This is a genomic window from Pseudomonas sp. BGI-2 (assembly GCF_004310295.1).
Classification (GTDB): domain Bacteria; phylum Pseudomonadota; class Gammaproteobacteria; order Pseudomonadales; family Pseudomonadaceae; genus Aquipseudomonas.
This window is the reverse complement of the sequence record NZ_SISB01000010.1, coordinates 1-17,833: the sequence shown is the minus strand read 5'-3', so window position 1 is coordinate 17,833 and position 17,833 is coordinate 1. Positions and strand designations below refer to the sequence as shown.

The window sequence follows — 17,833 nt, the reverse complement described above, 5'->3', positions numbered from 1 at the left end:
TCAGCGGCGCGTAATCAAACCTTGCCGGGCAACCCGGGTCAGTTGCCTGATCACTTCTGGCGCCTCTTCGACGCTGGGCGATTGAATGACGGCCAGATCAAAACTGTCGCTGGCAAATCGCGCCAGCGATTCACCGTCTTCGACAAACTGGATCAGGAACGCCGCGGGCCCGCCAGTACGACGTGGCCAGCCATCGAGATAACGCAAGAGCGTCGGCTGATGTTTTCCGCCAAGCAGGATTTTTGGATTGCGCTGGGTGAGGTGTGCCGTGATCGGCGCGGGGCGTACAACGGGGCTTAGTGCATTCATTGTGTCGTGTCTCTGCCTCAAAAGTCTGCATGGCAGGTGAGAGGCAACACCGAACCAGCGCTTTAGCGGTATTTCGAAGCCTGTTTCAAGCTTCTATCGGTAACTGGATGAGTCACCTGGCGCCCCGCAAGTAGCTGTTTAAATCGGCGCATGAGCAGCATCCTAGAGAAGCTGACCGGACAGTGTCAAGAATGACGCGCAACAAAAAAGGCCCGCGCAATGCGGGCCTTTTCGTTGAGCCAGAGCGGTCAGTCAGCGATCGCGCGGTCTACCGACAGTTTGCCGGCACCCTCGATCAGTACAGCGATGCTGCCGCCGAGCAAGGCCAGGGCGAATTCATAACCGTTGTTGGACATGAACAGACCGTGGCTGATGTGCACAGTGAAAATGGCGACCAGCGAAAGGAAGGCCAGACCCAGTGCTGCCGGACGTACCAGCAGACCGATGATCAGGGCCAGACCGCCGAAGAACTCAGTACCACCGGACAGGATCGCCATCAGGTGACCCGGTGCCAGGCCCAGGCTTTCCATGTACTGCGCGGTGCCAGCAATGCCGTAACCACCGAACATGCCGAAGAGTTTCTGCGCACCGTGAGCGGCGAAGATGATGCCGACGAAGATCCGCAGAACGGTCAAGCCGTAGCCAGCGCGGGTAAACAGTACCTTATTGATCAGTGTGCTCATGCTGTGTCATCCATTATGATTGTGTGTTGGTTGGCCGCTATATTAATCGATAAACCTAATGTTAAAAGCGCAATTTTTGCGACATAACAATCAGTTATGTCGATTACTTACGTGAGGCAACTTTCTGCCCCTGGGGCTCCAACGACTCCCTTTCACGATCGAACGCCAGGTAATACTTGTTCACGCTATTAACATAGCTGACGGCGCCCATTCCCACCTGCTCCATGGCAATGCGTTCGACCTGGAAGAACCACTGATTGGGATTCAAGCCGCGCCGCCGGGCTTCGGCGCGCATGCCCTGCACCCGTTCCGGCCCCATGTTGTAAGCCGCCAGCACGAACGCCATGCGCTCGCGCTCATTGAGTTTGGGGCTGGCGAAGAATTTGCGACGGATCATCGCCAGGTACTTGGCACCGGCCTGAACATTGGCGTCGAGGTTTTGAATGTTGCTGACCCCAACACGCTGGGCCGCGGACGGGGTGATCTGCATCAGCCCGGTGGGGCCACTACCGCTGCGGGCATTGGGTTGCAGCGCTGATTCCTTGAAAGCCAGCGCCGCCAGGTTCAGCCAGTCCATGCCTTGGGCATCAGCGTGCTTTTGCAGCACCGGGCGAAGTTTTTCCAGACGCTGCCGGTCAGCTTTGGTCAATGGATAGTGCACTTGATACAGACGTCGATAGATACGCAGGAACGCCGCATCCTGATCCGACGGTTTCTTGTAGGTCGTCAGGAAGCGATCAATGCTCGCGCGCAGCATCGAGGCGTCACGGCGCACGAACCAGTATTCCTCGCCCGGCTCGCTGATCAGCACCTGCTTGTCGAAGCGCAACTTGGGCAGGATCTTGCCCCAGCGCTCGGCTATCGGTTGCTCGACAATGGTCAGGTGAAAAATCCCGCCCTGGACCATTTCCAGCACATCCTCGACGGCAAGACTGGGGTCGACCCATTCGATTTTCACCGGTGCCAGTTTGTGCAGGGCGAGCTTTGAATTGATCTGACTGACCGCGTCCCCGGCGGCACTGCCGGTGGGCAGCGCCAGGGTTTTGCCCGAGAGTTGTTCGACTCGGGTGTAACGGCGCTCACCTTTGATCCCCACCAGCACCAACGGGATGTTGCTGGCAATCGGTTCGCTGCTGCTGACGGCGTGGCCCGGTTGCAAATCGAGCAGCTCACCCGGCGCAACCAGGTCACCTTCCCCGCGTTGCAAGGCACCGAGCAGTTGATCCTTGGCTTTGGGAATGATCTTGAGGGTGATTTCCTGACCGTCACGGGCGTGACCGTTGAGGTACTGCTCGAAGGCGCGCAGGCGGTGGTATTCGACACCGATGGCCTGGCCCTGGACTTCCCCGGAGCTGTTGCGGCTCTGGTTGACCAGCACCCGCAACACACGACTGCTGCGAATCTCCGTCAGGTCACGGACCTTGGCCGCCGGCACGGCTTGCAGCGGGCCGGCCAGACGCGCAACCGCCGGCATCGGCAGCAGCAACGAACAGCACAGCAAAAGCAACATCGAGGGACGTGTCATCCACTCTCCGGAAAGAATACTGGGCCGACCTCACGAATTTTCATGAAATCGAACGACAGAAACAGAGCGCCTTGAGCGCTGACAAAGTGCGAAAGACTGGCACAGTGATGGCACCTTGGCCACCCCGGCGTGTCTCGCGGCATCAAGAGACAGCTTTAACTCGTTGTAGTTCTTGGCTTTTCTTCTAAATCTACAGCTCTGATATGCTTTCCGGCCTTTGGTCCGAGGTAGCACCATGCAACTCATCGATATCGGCGTCAACCTGACCAACCCCAGTTTTGCGGATAAGCACCAGGCCGTACTCGATCGCGCGTATGCCGCGGGGGTCTGCCAACTGGTCCTGACCGGCACCAGTGTCGAGGGCAGCGAACAGGCACTGGAACTGTGCCGACAATTGGACGAATCGGCTCAGCGGCTGTTTGCCACCGCAGGCATTCACCCTCATTCAGCCAGCGACTGGAACGGCGACAGCGCCCAGCGCCTGCGCAGTTTGCTCAAGGAGCCCAACGTGGTGGCCGTGGGTGAATGCGGGCTGGATTTCAATCGCGATTTCTCGCCGCGCCCACAGCAGGAAAAAGTCCTCGAAGAACACCTGGCGATGGCGGTCGACCTGCAATTGCCGGTGTTCCTCCACGAGCGCGATGCCAGCCAGCGACTGCTGGAAATCCTCCGTGATTACCGTGATCAGCTGCCGGCCGCAGTGGTGCATTGCTTCACCGGGGAAAAGAAGGCGCTGTTCAGTTACCTCGATCTGGATTTGCACATCGGCATCACTGGCTGGATCTGCGACGAGCGCCGGGGCACCCATCTGCATCCGCTGGTGAAGGAGATCAAACGCGGGCGTCTGATGCTGGAGAGCGATGCGCCGTATCTGCTGCCGCGCAGCTTGCGACCCAAGCCGAAGAACGGTCGCAACGAGCCGGCGTATTTGACGGAAGTGCTGCGGGAAGTGGCGTTGCATCGGGGTGAGACGGAAGAGGATCTGGCTGCCCACACCACTTCCTGTGCACGTGCGTTCTACGGCCTGCCCTCAATCCCCCAGTAACCACGAATCCCCCTGTAGGAGCGAGCCTGCTCGCGATAGCGCCCTGTCAGTCACCAATGTTGGATGTGCCGACGCTATCGCGAGCAGGTTCGCTCCTACAGGGATTTTTGGTGATCATTGATCCACATCAAGTCCGGAATCCCTGCATAGCAGCACAATGCTGGCACCTTGCCAAAGCTGTTTCCGCTATCAGAGAAGACCTCCATGGGTGCCTGGCTTAGCAACATCTCGCTGAAATACAAATTCTGGGCGGTCAATGCAGTCGCCTTCATCACCACGCTCATGCTGGTGTTGTACGCCGTGCAGCTCGAGCAACAGGCCCGCAGCCATGCCTCTCAAGCAGCGGCTCAGGCTCAGGCACGCTTGCTCAATGCCTGGCCTGCCGGGCAACCGCTACCAAAGGCCGATAATCTGCTGACCTTCAGTCGCGGGCAGGCGCCGTTGCTGAACGAGCAGCCGGTGCTGGAACTGGTCGATGCCAATGGCTGGGTCGAGATCAACGTCATGCCGCCGTTCGGCGACAACCCGTTGATGGGCGCCGAGGTGTTCTCTCGCCCCGACGGTCAGCAGCTCGCGGTAGTCGCCCACGGCCCGAGCCTGAGCCAGGTGTTCGGCGAACGCTTCGCCAACTACGCGGTGGCGGTGTTCATCTTGATGCTGGCGATGCTGGGCGCTTCGCAGTTGTTGATCCGCTTCCTGCTGAGTCAACTCAACACCTTGAAAGACGTGATGCTCCACGTCGAGAAAACCGGCGACCTGTCAGCCCGTGTGCCGCTGGCCTGCAAGGACGAAGTCGGGCAGATGGCCAATGCCTTCAATGCGATGCAGGCCGGTTACCAGCGAGTGGTCAACACCGTCGCCAGCACCGCCCGGCAATTGGATGTCGGCGCGGCGCGACTGGCCTCGAGCATGAACGAGGTGCGTCATGGCATGCTCGGCCAGCAAAGCGAAACAGATCAAGCCGCCACGGCGATCAACGAAATGACCGCCACCGTCTATCACATCGCCCAGCACGCCGGCGCGACCCGCGACCTCTCGCAAACCGCGGACACCTTGGCCGGCAGCGGGCAGGAAGTGGTCAGTCGGGTGCAGAAATCCATCGCTGGGTTGTCCAGCGGCGTGCAGCAGACGGCGGAGATGATCCAGCGCCTCGCCGAGGACAGTCAGAAAATCAACGGCGTGGTCGGCGTGATTCACAGCATTGCCGAGCAGACCAATCTGCTGGCGCTGAACGCAGCAATTGAAGCGGCCCGGGCCGGCGAAATGGGGCGCGGCTTTGCGGTTGTCGCCGATGAAGTGCGCAACCTGGCCAAGCGTGTCCAGACGTCCACTGACGAGATCACCATCATGGTGTCCGCTCTGCAGGCCGGGACCCGGGACGCTGTGGACTTCATGCAGGAAAGTTCGTTCAAGGCCGACGACTGCGTGCAACAGGCCCAGGAGGCTGGCGTCGCGTTGGCGCAAATCACCAGCGCGGTGGCGCAAATGCGCGAAAGCAATACACAGATTGCGGTGGCGGCCGAGCAGCAGAGTCAGGTCGCGGAAGAGATGAACCGGGCGGTGGTGAGTATTCGGGATGTGACCGAGAATACCGTGCAGCAGACGGTGGATTCGGCGACTACCAGTAATGAACTGGCGGCGTTGGCCGGGGAATTGAACAAGGCTATAGGGCAGCTCAAGCTTTGAGGGCCCCTTCGCGGGCAAGTCGGATCGCCCGCTCGCTCCTACGGAAGCTGCGTACGAACTGTAGGAGGGAGCGGTGCGGCGATCCGACTTGCCCGCGAAGGCGTCAGCCTGGCCAACATCAATCCTGACCATCACCGCTATCACTTCGATAGCCAACCTCGATTCGCCGCCCGCTCTTGCCCCGCCTATTCTTCAATCATGTGTTCAACATGGATCGAGGATTAGCATCATGGGCAAACGTCACCCCAACCTTCCCGCCTGGCAATGGCGCGTCTACCCTGGCAATCACCAGCACCCGACCAATCTGGTGTTGCACCTGATTGCCGTGCCGCTGTTCATCGTGGCGTTTCTGCTGATTGTTTCCGGGGTGTTCGGCCTGAATTTCGCGAACTTCGCCATCGGTGTCATTGGCGTGATCGCCGCACTGGGCTTGCAACGCCACGGCCATAGCCTGTAGGCGCAAGCCTCCGAGCCGTTCAGCGATCGCAAAGATGAGCTGTCGCGCTTGGTCGTCGAGCAGTTCCTGACCTTCCAACGGTTCTTCTTGAGCGGCGGCTGGTGGCGCGCCTGGCGTGAGCGCCACCGTCGTCACTGATCAGGCGAAAATCGTTACCGTCTGCCGGCTCATGGCGATCAACTGACCGTCCGCGCTCCACAGTTTCGCGGCCGCATGGCCGTAGCCGTCGGCGCCATGCTCGATTTCAACCAGGTACTTGCACCAATCCAGCGTGCTCAGCTCAAGCACCGGCTGAACAAATTCGATGGTCCAGGTCAGCGTGCTGCCCATCGCCGGTTTGTTCAGGTGCGGCAACAAGGCCGGTGGCCAGGCGTCCACCAGCGCCAGAATATGCGACTCACTGACCGCCTCTTCCTTCACATCCCCACGCAAACGCACCCAGCCACCCATCTCGCGGGACTTATTGCCGGTGAACGGCAGACCGCCGACACTCCAGCGCATCGCCAGATGCTGCATGAATTCCGGGAGTACGCCTTTGATGTACGGCAGTTCCTGACAGTCGTCCCAGTGTTTCATTTCAGGTGCAGGCTCGGCCGCGACCGCGACTTCGGAAGGTCGGGACGCGCCGAAGCTGCCCTGGATCAGCGTCACCACTTGCCCCTTCTGCATTGCCCGGCCCAGCACCTGACTGACGGCTTTGCCTTCGCGCAACACATCGACCTCAAAACTGACCGGCACTTCGGGTTCGACCGGTCCGACAAAGGTGATCGCCAAGGAACGCACCGGTCGATCCGCCGGGACTTTTGCACGCATGGCTTCGTATTGCAACGCGGCCACCAGGCCACCGAAACTGGCACGTCCTTGAGCCCATCCGGCCGGGATAGACAGCTCCAGTGGCTGGCTGCGGACAGCGTCGAGCAGATCGGAAAAGCGCATGGAAACCTCGGTGCGGAAAAAGGATGTAGGGATCTTAACCAGCCAGGGAGACTGGCACAGCGCTTATTCCGGCCAAATAGGCTGACAGATAGGCCGCGTTGAACATCGATTCCAAATTCAACAGAGATCCACTGTGGGAGCGGGCTTGCTCGCGAAGAGGGTCTGACAGTCAACATTTGCGTTGAATCTCAGACCCTCTTCGCGAGCAAGCCCGCTCCCACATTTTGATTTGTGTTGTTTTCAGGATTTGAAGCAGGCGTTGCTGAGTTTGTCGAGGACGCGGTCGGCGCGGCCTTCGGCCTTGGCCATGGTGGTTTTCCAGACCGCGACGCAAGGCTGCAAATCGGCTTCCTGTTCGGCCCTGGCCAGCCATTGCCAACAGTCGTGCCAGTCGCCCAGCGCACCTTGCGCAGACTTCAAACGCGGCATCGCCGCTTCGGGCAAGCGATCAAGTTCGGGATAGGCTTCGATGCCATAGCGCACGCGTTTGATCAGCAGACGCAAGCGATGGCGATCATGGGCAGGATCGTGCAGGGCCTTATCGAGCTTCTTCCATTGTTTGGCGAGGCGTTTTTCGATGCGTTTGCGCAAGCCCTTGAGCAAGCCCTGACGCTGGGAGGCGCGCAGAAAACGCGGAAAGGCGTCGAGGATCATCAACAACTGCGTCACCTCGGGGCTTATCGCCACCGCCGGATAAGCCGCGGCCATCTGCGCCATGCGCCGTTGCGCCGCTTCCGGTTGATCGTGCTGGAGCAAGTACGCCGCCAGCACCTCGCGATCACGCATGGGCGTGGTCAGCTCGCCAACCCGGGACGCCGCCGCTTCCAGCTGCTCGACGCCGGGAAGCCCACGCAAAGGCCGCAACAGGCTGCGCAAACGGCGAACCGTAGTGCGCAGGTCGTGCAAAGCCTCCGGGTCAGTGCGCGCACTCAGGCGTGCCTGGCAGGCCAGCAGGCGAACCTCCATACCCAGTACTTGAGCCACCAACCGATCAACCAAGGCAGGCATTTTTTGCTCCCTGAAATGAATTCCCCCAAGCCTAGATCATGCCTCAACGGCCGGCGCGTGACTCACGAATATAGAAGCGCGCCTTCTCGGCCTTCTTGGTGCAGCCTTCGAAGCCTTCGAATTGCTGTTGGGTCTTGGCCGCCGTCAACAGCGACAAGGCCTTGGAGTAGCTGACGGTGCCGGCAAAACCCTCGGCCTTGGCCAGGTCCAGTTCATGCCACGCGGCATCGAGCCCGCCACCGCAACTGTCACGATAAGCGGTTTTGCCGGCACAACCGGCGAGTGCCAGGGCAATCAAAGGCACACAGATCCAGGCTTTCATCAATCACACCTCAAAAATAGGTAAACAGTCCTGCAGGTAAGACGGTCTGGCACGTGAAAAGTGCCTTGGCCCCACCGCGCAAACTTCAAGCGCTCACGAGAATACCCATGTCCGCCATGGAGTGTCGAAAAAACGACGCTCTCGGCCCGCCGAGCGACCTTGGCGATTGAAGCGCGCCCCTTGATGGGTGCATTGTTGAACCTTGTCAGACGAGGGCGATTCATGAAAAAGCGTGTCGCGCTGGTGTTGGGCTCGGGTGGAGCCCGGGGTTATGCCCATATCGGTGTCATTGAAGAAATCGAACGTCGCGGCTACGACATCGCCTGCATCGCGGGATGCTCGATGGGCGCCGTGGTCGGCGGGATCTACGCCGCCGGCAAACTCGACGATTATCGGGACTGGATCGAAAGCCTGGACTACCTCGACGTCTTGCGTCTGGTGGACGTCAGTTTTCGCCTGGGCGCGATTCGCGGAGAGAAGGTGTTCGGACAGATCCGCAAGATCGTCGGCGAGATCAACATCGAAGACCTGCGCATCCCTTACACGGCGGTGGCCACCGACCTGACCAACCAGCAGGAAATCTGGTTCCAGGAAGGCTGCCTGCACCAGGCCATGCGGGCCTCGGCAGCGATTCCCAGCCTGTTCACGCCAGTGATGCAGGGCAATCGCATGCTGGTGGACGGCGGCATCCTCAACCCTTTACCGATCGTGCCCGTGGTATCGAGTCACTGCGACCTGATCATCGCGGTCAACCTCAACTCCACCAACCAGCGCCATTATCAACTGCCGGTGATTCAGCGTCCGGCGGCGTTCAAGACCCGGTTCGACAGCCTGATCAACTCGCTGGGTTCAAAAATGCCGTTCCGGCGCAAGCAGGCGGAGCAATTGCTGCTGTTGGAGAAGGAAGCGTTGATGGCGGAAGCGGCCGACATCAACCCCTGGATCGAATCCGCCGAACCCGAAGCCCAGCAACCGGCGGCCGCCCCCGAACGCGAACGCGAAGGCGCGCCGAAGTCCGCCACCGGTTCTTTCATCATCGACAACGTGGGGCCGGCGTCTTTGCTGGACCTGATCAACCAGAGTTTCGAGGTGATGCAGACGTCATTGGCGCAGTACAAGATCGCCGGGTATCCGCCGGATATCCTGATCAACGTGCCGAAACGGGTGTGCCGGTTTTTCGAGTTTTACAAGGCGCCGGAGTTGATCGCGCTGGGGCGGGAGATTGCGCGGGATACGCTGGATCGGTATGAGAGCGAGCGGGATTCCTGAAGTTCTCGAGTGAATCTGAGGGCCTCTTCGCGGGCAAGCCTCGCTCCTACAGGATTTGAGTCGCTCACAAAGCCTGCGAACGACTCAAATCCTGTAGGAGCGAGGCTTGCCCGCGAAGACATAGGCCGGACAACAAAGGCCTAGAGACTAACCTCACTCAACAACCGATACCCTACCCCAGCCTCGGTGACAATAAACCGAGGCTGAGTCGGATCATCCGCCAGCTTCTGCCGCAAATGCCCCACCACAATTCGCAGATAATGACTGTCCTCGGTATGCGTCGGCCCCCAAATATCTTTCAGCAACTGCTGCTGCGTGATCACCCGCCCGGGATGCCGCGCCAGTTGCGCCAGCACCGCATACTCCTTGCGAGTCAACGCGACTTCGGTGCCTTCGAGCAGCACCCGGCGATAGGCCAGATCCACGGTCAACGGGCCAAATGTCAGCGCCGCTTGTTGAGCTTCGCCAACCGGCGCCTGTCGCAACAAGGCCCGCACCCGGGCAAGGAACTCCTGAATGCCGAACGGCTTGGTCACGTAGTCGTTGGCACCGCCATCGAGCGCTTCAACCTTCTGGCCTTCGCTGGCACGCACCGAGAGCACCAGCACCGGCACCGTCGACCACTCGCGAAACTCGCGCAGCACTTGCTGGCCGTCCATGTCCGGCAGGCCGAGGTCAAGCACCAGCAAGTCGGGTTTGTTCAACGCCGCCTGGGCCAGGCCTTCGTTGCCGGTGCCGGCCTCCAGCACTTTGTAGCCTTGGGAGGCGAGGCTGATGCGCAGGAACTTGCGAATCTGCGGTTCGTCGTCGATGACCAAAATGGTCGAGGTCTGGCTCATGGTTTCCGGTCGCGGCATGGAGATGTCCAAAGGGTATCAGGCTTCACGTTCAACGCTCACTTTCAGCTCTCATTTTCAATGTCTGGTTGCTCCTGCAAGGGCAAGTGCAACGTGATGCAGGTGCCGCGCCCTTCAATGCCGTCTGCGACGCTGATCCGACCGCCATGCGCGCCGACCATGCCCTGACAAATCGCCAGTCCCAGCCCAGTGCCCTGCCCGCCCCGATCACCGCGCGCGGCGGTATAGAACATGTCGAAAATCTTCGCCCGCTCCTCCTCCGGAATCCCTGGTCCCTCATCGCACACCGAGAAAAACAGCTCACGGTCATCGGCTCCGGCGCGTAATTGTAGACGACCGTGAGGCGGCGAAAAACGCGCGGCGTTTTCCAGCACGTTGACCAGTGCCTGCTCGATCAGCGCGGCATGCACGTACAGCAGCGGTAATTCGGGCGGCACTTCGGTGCTGACTTGCAACGGCGCCAGTACCGCGCGCAGGCGGTTGAGTGAACTGCCGACGATGTCGGCCGGCGACACCCAATCCCGCGCCAGCTTCAAAGCGCCGTGACCGAGGCGCGTCATGTCCAGCAGGTTTTGTATGTAGCGGTCGAGGCGCTCGGCCTCATCGCGGGTGCCTTCGAGCAGTTCAAGGCGATCCTCCAGCGGGATGGCTTCACCGAGGGCCAGCAGGCTGTCGATGCTGCCGCGCATGGCGGTCAGCGGCGTGCGTAAATCGTGGGACACGGACGCCAGCAAGGCACTGCGCAACTGCTCGGTTTCGCCATGCAGGCGCGCCGCTTCGAGGTCTTCGGCCAGTTGCGCACGCGCCAATGCTTGAGCCAGCGGCTGACTCAATGCCGTCAACAAACGCCGACGCTGGCCGCTCAAGGTCTGGCCTTCTTTAGCACACACACCGAGCAGCGCCAATGGTCCGTCTTCTACTGAAAGCGGCCACCACCACCAGCGCCCGAACGGCAGCGTGCCAGTGCCCGCGCCTGCCGGTTGATCGTGTTGCCAGGCCCAATCGGCGGCGGCTCGCTCGGCTTCGGAAAACTCCAGCGGGCCACCGGCCTCGACTTTCCAGCCACCCTGGCCGTCGTGGTTGAGCAGGCACAATTGCAGATCGCTCCAACCATTGAGATGCTGGGCTGCGGCGCTGACCACGGCCTGGCGGTCAGTGGCGGCGGTGAGTTTGCGCGACAGGTCGAGCAGTTCGGTGGTCTCTTCCTGGGTGTCGCGCAATGCCTGCAATTGCCGCCGTTGCCGCGCCGCGAGGTTACCGGTGAGGGCGGCCATCAGCAGGAAGAACAGCAAGGTCAACACATCTTCTTCGCGCTGGATGCGGAAGGAGAAGGTCGGTGGGATGAACAGAAAGTCATAAGTCAGAAACGACAGCGCCGCACAGGCCAGCGCCGGGCCTAGGCTGCTGCGCACCGCCACCAGCAACACGGCGGCGAGGAACACCAGCGAGATATTCGGCAGCGGCAAAACGCTCGCCACTGCCCAGGCCAAAGCACTGGCCAAAACCGTAGCCACCAGGGCCAGCGCGTAATCGAACCACACCAGCGACTGCGTTGATCGCTGTCGTGGCTGGTGCTGTTCGTGATCGCTGTCGAGGACGTTGATTTCCAGCCCGCGCGCATTGCGCAGCAGGCGAGACGCCAGACCACCGCCGAATAGTCGACGATGCCATCGCTGCCGGGACTGACCGACCAATACCAGACTGGCGCGGCGCTCGGCGGCGTGCTGGATCAGCGTCTTGGCGACTTCGCCAGCGCGCAATAAAACCACTTCGCCGCCGAGGCGCTCCGCCAGTTGCTGAGCACTTTGCAGGCGCAGGCGCGATTGCTCGTCGCGCACGCTCCCGTTGTCCACGTGCACCAGGCTCCACGGCAGATGCCGCCGCTGGGCAACGCGGCTGGCGTGACGCACCAGGCGTTCGGCCTGAGCATCGCCATCGACGCCGACCAGCAAACGACCGCGCACGGCCGGTGCCGCTTGACCGAGCTGCCGATAACCCTGGGCCAGGTCATTGTCGACTTGAGCCGCAGCAGTCTGCATCGCCAGTTCGCGCAGGGCGGTGAGGTTGGTCTGGGTGAAGAAGGCATCGATGGCCGCCCGTGCCTGCTCCGGCACGTAGACTTTGCCGTCGCGCAGACGCTCAAGCAGTTCGCGGGGCGGCAGGTCGATCAGCAGCAGTTCGTAGGCCTCTTGCAGCACCCAGTCCGGCAGGGTTTCGCGAACCTGCACGCCGGTGATTCCGCGCACTTGATCGTTGAGGCTTTCGAGGTGCTGGACGTTGACCGTGGTGAACACGTCGATGCCGGCGGACAGTAATTCCTGGATGTCTTGCCAGCGTTTGGCGTGGCGGCTGCCGGGGGCGTTGCTGTGGGCCAGCTCGTCCACCAGCACCAGTTTCGGTTGGGCGGCGAGCAGGCCGTCGAGGTCCATTTCTTCGAGCATCACGCCACGGTATTCCGAGCGCACCAAAGGCTGTTGCGGCAAGCCGCCGAGCAGCGCTTCGGTTTCGGCGCGGCCGTGGGTTTCGACCACGCCGGCGATGACTTTCACGCCCTGGCGCAATTGGGTGTGGGCTGCTTGCAGCATGGCGTAGGTCTTGCCGACACCGGGCGCGGCGCCGAGGAAAACCTTGAGCCGGCCACGGCCATCGCGGGGCAGGTCTGCTAACAGCGCGTCGGCGCGGCCGGAGTCACTCATGCTTGAAGCTCACTTTATTCAGATGTTGATGTGGTGATTGTTCTGTCGCCATCGCTAGCAGGCTAGCTCCACATTAGATTTGTGGACACTGAAGATCCCCTGTGGGAGCTAGCCTGCTAGCGATTGGCAGCACCACCGAACTAAAGGTTTTCCAACGCCGCATTCAGTGCCAACACATTAACCACCGGCGGGCCCACCAATGGCTGCTCGATATGCGCATCCATCAATTGCTGGAGGGTCGCCACCGGCAGATTACGCGCCGCCGCAACACGCGCCAGTTGATAGGCAATCGCGGCCGGTGGCAAGTGCGGATCGAGGCCGCTGCCGGAGGTGGTGAGCATGGCCAACGGCACAGGCCCCTGACCTGGCACCAACAGTTTACTGGCATCGTCAATCACGCGAGTCGCGAGCGCCGGGTTGCTCGGCGAAAGGTTGCTGGCGCCGCTCGACACCGTGGCAAACGCACCGGCGGAGGGCCGTGGGTGGAACCAGGCATCACCGACAAAATCCTGGGCAATCAGCGACGAGCCACGGACCTTGCCGTCGGCGTCGCGCATCAGGCTGCCATTGGCTTGATCCGGGAACGCGACCTGAGCGACGCCGGTGACGACCAAGGGGTAAGCGACGCCGGTGATCAGGGTCATCAGCACAAGCAGGCTCAGGGCCGGACGTATCATTGTGGACATTTCAAAATCCTCGAATTCGGTGAAAAAAACACATGCATTCAGGCCGCCACCAACCCTGTGGCTAGGGGATTTATCCCCGTTGGGCTGCGCAGCAGCCCCAAACACCTGCGACCTCATTTCTTCCAATACAGCGCATTTATTGGGTTGGCGACTGCTTCGCAGTCGAACGGGGATGAATCCCCTCGCCACAGAGCCTGCGCCACCCGATAGATCGTCAAACCAGATGCAACGCGGTCAACAGCATGTCGATCGCCTTGATCCCCACAAACGGCACCAGAATCCCGCCCAATCCGTAGATCAGCAGGTTGCGTCGCAACAACGCCGCCGCACTGGCCGCCTGCACTCGCACACCACGCAGCGCCAGCGGAATCAGCACCACGATGATCAAGGCGTTGAACACGATCGCCGACAGAATCGCGCTCTGCGGACTGCTCAAGTGCATGACGTTCAGCACACCCAATTGCGGGTAAATCGAGGCAAACAACGCCGGCAGGATGGCGAAGTACTTGGCCACGTCGTTGGCGATGGAAAACGTCGTCAACGCACCACGGGTCACCAGCAATTCTTTACCGATTTGCACCACGTCCAGCAGCTTGGTCGGGTCGCTGTCGAGGTCGACCATGTTCGCCGCCTCGCGAGCCGCTTGCGTGCCGTCGTTCATCGCCATGCCGACGTCAGCCTGGGCCAGGGCCGGGGCGTCGTTGGCGCCGTCACCGCACATGGCGACCAGGCGACCGTCGTTCTGTTCGTGACGAATGCGCGCCAGTTTCTTCTCTGGCGTGGCTTCGGCCAGCACGTCATCGACACCCGCTTCGGCGGCAATGGCGGCAGCGGTCAGCGGGTTGTCACCGGTCACCATGACCGTGCGGATCCCCAGTTTGCGCAGCTCGGCGAAACGCTCGCGGATGCCGGGCTTGACCACGTCCTTGAGGTGGATCGCGCCGAGCAATTTACCCTCGGCGCAGACCAGCAATGGCGTGCCGCCGCTCTGGGCGATCTTGTCGATTTCCCGGGACAGGGCCGGGGCCAGATCGGCGCGTTTCAGGCCAACGAAAGCCAGCAACGAATCGACCGCACCTTTGCGATATACACGGCCTTGATAGTCGACACCGGACAAACGGGTTTCGGCGCTGAACGGCACAGCGGTCAACAGGTCAGCGGAGGGCTCAGGTTGCGGATGCATCCCGCGCAGGTATTCGACGATGGACTTGCCTTCGGCGGTGTCATCGGCCAGCGAAGCGAACAACGCACCTTCAGCAAGCTCCTTCGCGGTCACGCCGGGCGCTGCATAAACAGCGGTGCAGCGACGGTTACCGAAGGTGATGGTGCCGGTCTTGTCCAGCAGCAGGACGTGAACGTCCCCCGCCGCTTCCACGGCGCGACCGGATTTGGCAATGACGTTCAGGCGCACCAGACGGTCCATCCCGGCGATACCGATGGCGGACAGCAAACCGCCAATGGTGGTCGGAATCAGCGTGACCAATAACGCCACCAGGAACACTAGCGGCAAGCTGCCGTTAGCGAAGTGGGCGAACGGTTGCAGGGTCACGACCACCAGCAGGAAGATCAGGGTCAAGCCGATCAGCAGGATGTCGAGCGCGACCTCGTTCGGGGTTTTCTGGCGCTTGGCGCCTTCGACCAGGGCGATCATGCGGTCCAGTGTCGACTCGCCGGGATTGGCGGTGATGCGCACCAGCAGCCAGTCGGATACCAGGCGGGTGTTGCCGGTGACGGCCGAACGGTCGCCCCCGGACTCACGAATCACCGGCGCGGATTCACCGGTAATCGCCGCTTCGTTGACGGCGGCGATACCTTCGATGACCTCGCCGTCACCGGGGATCATTTCCCCGGCTTCAACGCGCACCACATCGCCTTTGCGCAGAATGGTCGCCGGCACCACTTGAAAGGTACCGTTGCTGGTTTTGCGGCGGGCGCTCAAGCCTTCGCTGCCGGCCTTGAGGCTGTCGGCGCGGGCCTTGCCGCGACCTTCGGCCAGGGCTTCGGCGAAGTTGGCGAAGAGCACGGTGAACCACAACCACAGTGCGATTTGCGCGGCGACGAAGGTTGGCACGGCGCTGTCGGGAATGAAGCACAGCACGGTGGTCAGGACGGCGGTCAGTTCGACCACCAGCATCACCGGCGCACGCTGCAATTGCCGTGGGTCGAGCTTGACGAAGGCTTGCACCAGCGCCGGGCGCCAGAGGGCCGAGATCGCGGTTTTCGGTTGTTCCGGCGCCTTGGCGGCGACGGTTTTGCTTACAGGCATATTCATGATGGATTCCTTAGAAGCCCATACTCAAATGTTCAGCAATAGGACCCAGAGCCAGCGTTGGCAGGAAGGTCAAACCGCCCACCAGCAAAATGGTCACGGTCAGCAGGGTCACGAACAGCGGGCCGTGCGTCGGGAAGCTGTTCTGACCGATCGGTGCGGTTTTCTTCATCGCCAGGCTGCCGGCCAACGCCAGTACCGGGAGGATGTAACCGAAGCGACCGATCAACATGCCAAGACCGAGCATCAGGTTGTGGAACGCCGTGTTGGCACCGAAGCCGCCGAACGCCGAACCGTTGTTGGCACTGGCCGAGGTGTAGTTGTAGAGCAACTGACTGAAACCATGGGCGCCGGGGTTACTCACCGAGGCCACTGGACCGGGCAGGCTCGCAGCAATCGCACCGAGCACCAACACGCCGACCGGCATCACCAGCAAGGTCACCACCAGCAACTGGACTTCCCTGGCCTGCAGTTTCTTGCCGAGGTATTCCGGCGTGCGACCGATCATCAGGCCGGCGAGGAACACCGCGATCAACACGTTGAGCAACATGCCGTAGAGCCCGGCACCGACGCCACCGAAGATCACTTCGCCGACCATCATGTTGACCAGCGCGACCATGCCGCTCAGCGGGTTGAGGCTGTCGTGCATGCCGTTGACCGAACCGTTGGACGCCGCGGTAGTCGTCACCGACCACAGCACCGTGGCGGTGGTGCCGAACCGTGCTTCCTTGCCTTCCAGCGGCGCGGTCTGTTCGACGGCGATGTTGTTCAGGGTCGGGTTCGGTTGGTATTCGGCCCACAGCGAAGTCGCGCCGCCGATCAGGAACAGCGCCAGCATGCAGGCGATGATCGCGCGGCTCTGACGCAGGTCTTTCACGTAGTGGCCAAAGGTGAAAACCAGGGCGACCGGGATCAGGATGATCGAAGTCATCTCGAACAGGTTGCTCCACGCCGTCGGGTTCTCGAACGGGTGCGCCGAGTTGACGCCGAAGAAACCACCGCCGTTGGTGCCCAGTTGCTTGATCGCAATCTGACTGGCGGCCGGGCCAAGCGGGATCACCTGATCGACGCCTTGCATCGTCACGGCATTCACGTACTGCGCGAAGGTTTGCGGTACGCCCTGCCAGACCAAATACAGCGCCAGCAGCAGGCACAGCGGCAACAAACCGTAGAGGGTGGCGCGGGTCATGTCGACCCAGAAGTTGCCGAGGGTTTTGCTCGACTTGCGGCCGATCCCGCGACACAGGGCAACCAACACGGCGAGGCCGGTGGCGGCGCTGACAAAGTTCTGCACGGTGAGGCCGACCATCTGACTCAGGTAGCTCAGGGTCGCTTCGCCACTGTAAGACTGCCAGTTGGTATTGGTCATAAAGCTGACGGCAGTATTGAACGCTTGCGTCCACTCTTGACCCGGCAGGTTCTGCGGGTTCAGTGGCAAGTGGTCCTGGAACAACAGGATCACGAACAACAGCAAGAAGCCCGCAAGGTTGAAGGCGAGCAAGGCCAGGGTGTATTTCTGCCAGCTCTGTTCGGCCTGCGGATCAACGCCGGCCACCCGATAACAGCCACGCTCCACAGGTCCCAGGATCGGTGTCAGCCAGGTGCGCTGACCTTCCATTACCTTGTAGTAGAACCGCCCGAGGAACGGTGCCGGGATCAGCACCAAGGCAAAGAAGGCCAGGATCAGCCAATAATCATAACTGTGCATAGCCGCCCCTAGTTCCGGTCCGCGCGCAACAGCGCAACCAACAGATAAATGAACAGCCCCACTGCGAGTAGCAGTGACACCCCGTCCAGAACGCTCATGGAAGTTCTCCGTGTTACGGCGTATTGCCGCGTGTGGAGTGATTGTCGGCAGGGAGGCTGTAAAGGAGCGAGATCGAGGGGGCTGGCTGGGCATAAAGAAAGAGTAAAGAGTGGGTTTACGCTGTAATTACAGCGGCGATTTTGCTGTGTGTCGAGGGTGTAATTAGTTTTGTGTAAACGGTCATTTGGCAGGAGACTGCCTACCCCAAGGAAATCCAATGACCGAGTCAAAACCCAAGCGAGCCAAACGAGTCAAGCCTGATCCTGAGCTGGTTAAAC

At 61.1% G+C, this 17,833-nt stretch carries 15 protein-coding genes and 1 pseudogene; 4 read left to right on the top strand and 12 right to left on the bottom strand.

The features are described from left to right. The 3 genes from EYC95_RS08915 to EYC95_RS08905 form a co-directional block, all read right to left on the bottom strand. Positions 1-309: a hypothetical protein gene (locus EYC95_RS08915; RefSeq protein WP_010461613.1), complete on the bottom strand. Its 309-nt coding sequence runs from the start codon at positions 307-309 to the stop codon at positions 1-3. A 248-nt stretch (positions 310-557) separates the two neighbouring features. Next, a complete protein-coding gene (locus tag EYC95_RS08910; protein ID WP_131060023.1) occupies positions 558-992 on the bottom strand; it encodes a DoxX family protein in 435 nt (144 codons plus the stop codon). Between the two features lie 103 nt (positions 993-1,095). Further along, positions 1,096-2,517: a transglycosylase SLT domain-containing protein gene (locus EYC95_RS08905; RefSeq protein ID WP_131060022.1), complete on the bottom strand. Its 1,422-nt coding sequence runs from the start codon at positions 2,515-2,517 to the stop codon at positions 1,096-1,098. 235 nt (positions 2,518-2,752) lie between these two features. Between EYC95_RS08905 and EYC95_RS08900 the strand changes: the two genes are divergently transcribed. The 3 genes and pseudogenes from EYC95_RS08900 (at position 2,753) to EYC95_RS08890 (ending at position 5,843) form a co-directional block, all read left to right on the top strand. Beyond that, positions 2,753-3,562: a TatD family hydrolase gene (locus tag EYC95_RS08900; protein ID WP_131060021.1), complete on the top strand. Its 810-nt coding sequence runs from the start codon at positions 2,753-2,755 to the stop codon at positions 3,560-3,562. Positions 3,563-3,766: 204 nt separating this feature from the next. Next, positions 3,767-5,248 (top strand): methyl-accepting chemotaxis protein, encoded by a 1,482-nt coding sequence (locus tag EYC95_RS08895; protein WP_131060020.1) that lies wholly within the window; start codon positions 3,767-3,769, stop codon positions 5,246-5,248. Positions 5,249-5,477: 229 nt separating this feature from the next. Continuing rightward, positions 5,478-5,843: pseudogene (locus EYC95_RS08890) on the top strand (terminase). On the opposite strand, the gene EYC95_RS08885 reads toward EYC95_RS08890, so the two are convergent. From EYC95_RS08885 to EYC95_RS08875, 3 genes are all read right to left on the bottom strand, one after another. Further along, complete coding sequence (locus EYC95_RS08885; protein ID WP_131060019.1) at positions 5,844-6,641, bottom strand: acyl-CoA thioesterase II; 798 nt, start codon at positions 6,639-6,641, stop codon at positions 5,844-5,846. A 240-nt stretch (positions 6,642-6,881) separates the two neighbouring features. Beyond that, positions 6,882-7,649 carry a CHAD domain-containing protein gene (locus EYC95_RS08880; RefSeq protein ID WP_131060018.1) on the bottom strand — a complete coding sequence of 256 codons (768 nt, stop codon included), beginning with the start codon at positions 7,647-7,649 and terminating at the stop codon, positions 6,882-6,884. A 43-nt stretch (positions 7,650-7,692) separates the two neighbouring features. Next, positions 7,693-7,971 (bottom strand): hypothetical protein, encoded by a 279-nt coding sequence (locus tag EYC95_RS08875; RefSeq protein WP_131060017.1) that lies wholly within the window; start codon positions 7,969-7,971, stop codon positions 7,693-7,695. A gap of 222 nt (positions 7,972-8,193) precedes the next feature. On the opposite strand from EYC95_RS08875, the gene EYC95_RS08870 reads away from it, so the two are divergent. After that, positions 8,194-9,240 (top strand): patatin-like phospholipase family protein, encoded by a 1,047-nt coding sequence (locus EYC95_RS08870; RefSeq protein WP_131060016.1) that lies wholly within the window; start codon positions 8,194-8,196, stop codon positions 9,238-9,240. A 140-nt stretch (positions 9,241-9,380) separates the two neighbouring features. On the opposite strand, the gene EYC95_RS08865 is transcribed toward EYC95_RS08870, so the two are convergent. The 6 genes from EYC95_RS08865 to kdpF form a co-directional block, all read right to left on the bottom strand. Continuing rightward, positions 9,381-10,079 carry a response regulator gene (locus EYC95_RS08865; protein WP_131060124.1) on the bottom strand — a complete coding sequence of 233 codons (699 nt, stop codon included), beginning with the start codon at positions 10,077-10,079 and terminating at the stop codon, positions 9,381-9,383. Between the two features lie 62 nt (positions 10,080-10,141). Next, positions 10,142-12,793 carry a sensor histidine kinase KdpD gene (locus tag EYC95_RS08860; protein WP_131060015.1) on the bottom strand — a complete coding sequence of 884 codons (2,652 nt, stop codon included), beginning with the start codon at positions 12,791-12,793 and terminating at the stop codon, positions 10,142-10,144. A 140-nt stretch (positions 12,794-12,933) separates the two neighbouring features. Then, positions 12,934-13,479 (bottom strand): potassium-transporting ATPase subunit KdpC, encoded by a 546-nt coding sequence (gene kdpC, locus EYC95_RS08855; protein WP_131060014.1) that lies wholly within the window; start codon positions 13,477-13,479, stop codon positions 12,934-12,936. Positions 13,480-13,693: 214 nt separating this feature from the next. Continuing rightward, positions 13,694-15,751 carry a potassium-transporting ATPase subunit KdpB gene (gene kdpB, locus EYC95_RS08850; protein ID WP_131060013.1) on the bottom strand — a complete coding sequence of 686 codons (2,058 nt, stop codon included), beginning with the start codon at positions 15,749-15,751 and terminating at the stop codon, positions 13,694-13,696. 10 nt (positions 15,752-15,761) lie between these two features. Then, the gene (gene kdpA / locus EYC95_RS08845) at positions 15,762-17,456 is read right to left on the bottom strand and encodes a potassium-transporting ATPase subunit KdpA (RefSeq protein ID WP_131060012.1); all 1,695 of its coding nucleotides are present in this window, start codon (positions 17,454-17,456) and stop codon (positions 15,762-15,764) included. Between the two features lie 8 nt (positions 17,457-17,464). After that, positions 17,465-17,554, bottom strand: a complete 90-nt coding sequence (gene kdpF / locus EYC95_RS08840; RefSeq protein WP_007899818.1) for a K(+)-transporting ATPase subunit F — start codon at positions 17,552-17,554, stop codon at positions 17,465-17,467. Between the last annotated feature and the right edge of the window lie 279 nt (positions 17,555-17,833).

What these genes read in the sequence shown, in the direction of transcription:
- EYC95_RS08905 (WP_131060022.1), bottom strand. Translation starts at nt 2,517, where the DNA reads ATGACACGTCCCTCGATGTTGCTTTTGCTGTGCTGTTCGTTGCTGCTG.
- EYC95_RS08875 (WP_131060017.1), bottom strand. Translation starts at nt 7,971, where the DNA reads ATGAAAGCCTGGATCTGTGTGCCTTTGATTGCCCTGGCACTCGCCGGT.
- kdpA (WP_131060012.1), bottom strand. Translation starts at nt 17,456, where the DNA reads ATGCACAGTTATGATTATTGGCTGATCCTGGCCTTCTTTGCCTTGGTG.
- EYC95_RS08915 (WP_010461613.1), bottom strand. Translation starts at nt 309, where the DNA reads ATGAATGCACTAAGCCCCGTTGTACGCCCCGCGCCGATCACGGCACAC.
- EYC95_RS08860 (WP_131060015.1), bottom strand. Translation starts at nt 12,793, where the DNA reads ATGAGTGACTCCGGCCGCGCCGACGCGCTGTTAGCAGACCTGCCCCGC.
- EYC95_RS08870 (WP_131060016.1), top strand. Translation starts at nt 8,194, where the DNA reads ATGAAAAAGCGTGTCGCGCTGGTGTTGGGCTCGGGTGGAGCCCGGGGT.
- EYC95_RS08880 (WP_131060018.1), bottom strand. Translation starts at nt 7,649, where the DNA reads ATGCCTGCCTTGGTTGATCGGTTGGTGGCTCAAGTACTGGGTATGGAG.
- kdpB (WP_131060013.1), bottom strand. Translation starts at nt 15,751, where the DNA reads ATGAATATGCCTGTAAGCAAAACCGTCGCCGCCAAGGCGCCGGAACAA.
- kdpF (WP_007899818.1), bottom strand. Translation starts at nt 17,554, where the DNA reads ATGAGCGTTCTGGACGGGGTGTCACTGCTACTCGCAGTGGGGCTGTTC.
- kdpC (WP_131060014.1), bottom strand. Translation starts at nt 13,479, where the DNA reads ATGTCCACAATGATACGTCCGGCCCTGAGCCTGCTTGTGCTGATGACC.
- EYC95_RS08895 (WP_131060020.1), top strand. Translation starts at nt 3,767, where the DNA reads ATGGGTGCCTGGCTTAGCAACATCTCGCTGAAATACAAATTCTGGGCG.
- EYC95_RS08910 (WP_131060023.1), bottom strand. Translation starts at nt 992, where the DNA reads ATGAGCACACTGATCAATAAGGTACTGTTTACCCGCGCTGGCTACGGC.
- EYC95_RS08865 (WP_131060124.1), bottom strand. Translation starts at nt 10,079, where the DNA reads ATGAGCCAGACCTCGACCATTTTGGTCATCGACGACGAACCGCAGATT.
- EYC95_RS08900 (WP_131060021.1), top strand. Translation starts at nt 2,753, where the DNA reads ATGCAACTCATCGATATCGGCGTCAACCTGACCAACCCCAGTTTTGCG.
- EYC95_RS08885 (WP_131060019.1), bottom strand. Translation starts at nt 6,641, where the DNA reads ATGCGCTTTTCCGATCTGCTCGACGCTGTCCGCAGCCAGCCACTGGAG.